Source organism: Mesorhizobium sp. M2C.T.Ca.TU.002.02.1.1, assembly GCF_003997225.1.
Map to the genome: position 1 here is coordinate 1 of NZ_RZTO01000731.1, position 3,127 is coordinate 3,127.

The window sequence follows — 3,127 nt, forward strand, 5'->3', positions numbered from 1 at the left end:
TTCGGCCTCTCGGTCGTGGCGATGGCGTACGCCGTCGGTCCGGTCTCCGGCGCCCATCTCAATCCCGCCGTCAGTCTCGGCTTCCTGGTCTCGGGCCGGCTCGGCTCGAGCGACTTTGTCGGCTACGTCGTCGCCCAGTGCGCCGGCGCGATCGTTTCGGCGGGCGTGCTCTATCTCATCGCCGAGGGCAAAGCCGGCGGCTACGATGTCGCGGCAAGCGGCTTTGCGCAGAACGGCTGGTCGACCTATTCGGCGACCTCGGCCTTCGTGTTCGAGTTGGTGGCGACCTTCCTGTTCGTGACCGTCATCCTCAACAGCACCGCCCCTGGCGGCGCCGGCACGCTCGCCGGCCTGGCGATCGGGCTGACGCTGGTGGCGATCCACCTTGCGGGGATCGCGGTTTCAGGATCGTCGGTCAATCCGGCCCGCGCGCTCGGGCCGGCGTTGTTCGCGGGCGGCGCCGCTCTCTCGCAGCTGTGGCTCTATATTTTGGCGCCTTGCCTCGGAGCTGCCGTCGCCGGCCTCTTGCAGCGCAACCGGGCGATCGGTTTGGAAGGCGCCGTCCAGCCGGCCTGAACCTTGGTAGCAACGACAAAAGGCCCCATGGTTTCGTGCCATGGGGCCTTTGATCTTTTCAGGCCAGGGTAACTCAGATGAAGCCGCGCCGGATGCCGAACTGATCGAGCTTGCGATAGAGCGTCGGGCGCGACACTCCGAGGCGCAGCGCCGCGCGGCTCAGATTGCCGCCCTCAGCCGCCAGCGCATCCTTGATGACCTGACGTTCGGCATCCTCGATGCTGCGCACCGGCGCTCCGTCGATGGCGCAAGGCAACGCTCCGGGTGCGCCGGCCGTCGCCGGCGTGGCCAATTGAATTTCGGCCCCAGCCTTTGTCGTTCCGGCCCCCAGCATTTCCTCCGGCAGATCGCCGAGGCCGACGATGGCCCCGCGAGACAGCACGTGCAGCCTCTCCACCAGGTTCTTCAACTCGCGCACATTTCCCGGCCACTGGTAGGCCAGGAACGCATCCATGACCGCTGTCGAGAATTCAAGCGGGGCCGACCCCATCCGGGCCGAGATCTTGTGGTTGAAGTGCTCTGCGAGCAGCAACACGTCGCTGCCGCGGTCCCGCAGGGGCGGCACGCGGATGGAAACGGTCGAGATGCGATAGTAGAGATCGCGGCGGAACCGGCCGGCATCCACCTCGCGCTTGAGATCGCGGTTGGTCGAGGCGATCAGGCGCACGTCGACCGGCCGGGCGCGGCTGTCGCCGATGCGATGGACCACGCGCTCTTCCAGCACCCTGAGCAGGAACGGCTGGATCTCGAGCGGCATCTCGCCGATCTCGTCGAGGCTGAGCACGCCGCCATTGGCGAGCTCGAAGACGCCGGGCTTTCCGTCGCGGCTCGCGCCGGTGAAGGCGCCCGAGACATGGCCGAACAGCTCCGAGCCGAACAGCTCCTTGGTGATCGCGCCGCAGTTCACGGCGATGAACGGGCTGTTCTGCGAAGCGCGGCTGCCGATGTGGATGAGCCTTGCGAACAACTCCTTGCCGACGCCCGTCTCGCCTTCGAGCAGGACCGAGGTGACTTCCTTCGAGTCCGCGACCCTGCAGGCGATGTCGACGGCGGCAAGCAGGGGCTCGCTCTCGCCGATGATCAGCGCCGACGCCGCTTCAAGTTGCTTGATCTGCGTTCTGCGGCTGTCCGAGACGATCGTCGTCGATCCCTGCGCCGGGAAGACGAGCGCGGCGCCGCGCAGGCCGTCGTCGAACTCAAGCGAGCTGATATGGCAGGAGCGCAGCGACGCCGGCAGGGCGTCGCCCAGGTCGATGCCCGAGCCGAGCTCGGGCAGCTTGACCAGGAACCTGGCGTTCGGGTTCTGCGCGGCCGGCTCCGCCAGCAGCTCGCGTGCCGCTTCTTCGGGAAGGTTGTTGCAGTAGATCGGCCGTCCACGGCGGTCGACGATCATCAATCCGTCGCGCCGGCGATAGTTGGGGGCCGAGGTGATGAAGGCCTCCAGCAGGCGCGCGCGGTCCTCCATCTGCTGCTCGGCGAGCGCCTTCTCGATCTCGCGCGCGGCGGCTGCGACCAGCACCGTGTTGTGCGGACGGAAGATGTCGGGATGGCCCGAAAGATCGACCACGCCGATGATGTTTCCATCGATCGGATCGCGAATCGGCGCGCCGGCGCAGGTCCACGACTTGATCCCGGCGCAGAAATGCTCCGCCGCATGCACGAAGACCGGCTCGCCCGCCCAAAGCGCGGTGCCGATCCCATTGGTGCCGACGACGTCCTCGGTCCATTTCCCGCCGACGGCGAGATGGATGTCCATGCCATCATGGATCGTGCGCTTGTCGCCGATAGCATCGATCAGCACGCCGTCGCCGTCGGTCAGCACCAGCATGGCGCCGGTCCCGTCGAGAAGGCGGCCGATGGTGAAGAAGGATCGCCGCGCCGCGGCAAGCAACTCGCCGTTGGAGCGCGAGAGCAGCTCGATGTGGTCCTTGCCGTTTTCGAGCGGCGCTTCGCTCTGCTGGGCATTGATGCCGCTTGTGGCGCAGCGGCTCCAGGAATCGTGGATCAGGGAGCGAACCGGAAAGCGGTTGCCCGCCCGTTCGCTGTCGCCGGCGAGCAATGTCTCCCAGGCTCGCATGGTCGCCCGTTCGTCATAGCTGGGCGCGACAAGCGCGTTGGGACGCATCGGATGACGGGCGGGATGCGTCATGAGCAGGCTTTCGTCCTGGCCGGTGCTACGCTTCATTTAACCATCGCACGCTCTCGCCCACCTCACGTCATGCCAAGCCTGTTGCCGATGTCTGCGGCGAGCTGGTCTTCGCCATAATCCGGTCCGAGCCGGCCGCCGTCGAGGTCGGCCAATGCCGCCGCTATGCCCTCGTCGACCGGCGAGAAATACTGATTGGCTTTGGTCGCGAGCACAAAGACGTCGCTGCCGTCCCGGGACCTGAGATCGCCGATATGATGCAGCTGACGGCCCGAATTCTCGTCCACCATGATCACCCGCCCGTTGAGGCTGATGCGGATCCTGGGGCTCGCTTCGACGGCGGGCCTTGCGCTGCCGACGGAATGGATGATGAGGCCTTTTGCCTGCGGCTTCGGCTTTGGCGCC

3 protein-coding genes are annotated in these 3,127 nt (G+C 66.7%); 1 reads left to right on the plus strand and 2 read right to left on the minus strand.

Annotated elements, in window-relative coordinates; translation table 11 throughout:
• Window positions 1-576: aquaporin (locus EOD07_RS28420; protein WP_127237736.1), on the plus strand; the 576-nt coding region annotated here is incomplete at its 5' end.
• A 73-nt stretch (window positions 577-649) separates the two neighbouring features.
• Here EOD07_RS28420 and EOD07_RS28425 read toward each other — a convergent pair.
• Entirely contained in the window at window positions 650-2,761 is a 2,112-nt protein-coding gene (locus EOD07_RS28425) for a sigma-54-dependent Fis family transcriptional regulator (RefSeq protein WP_206519582.1), read from the minus strand.
• Window positions 2,762-2,787: 26 nt separating this feature from the next.
• The coding region (locus EOD07_RS37860; RefSeq protein ID WP_164772615.1) for a hypothetical protein at window positions 2,788-3,127 on the minus strand (340 nt) is incomplete at its 5' end.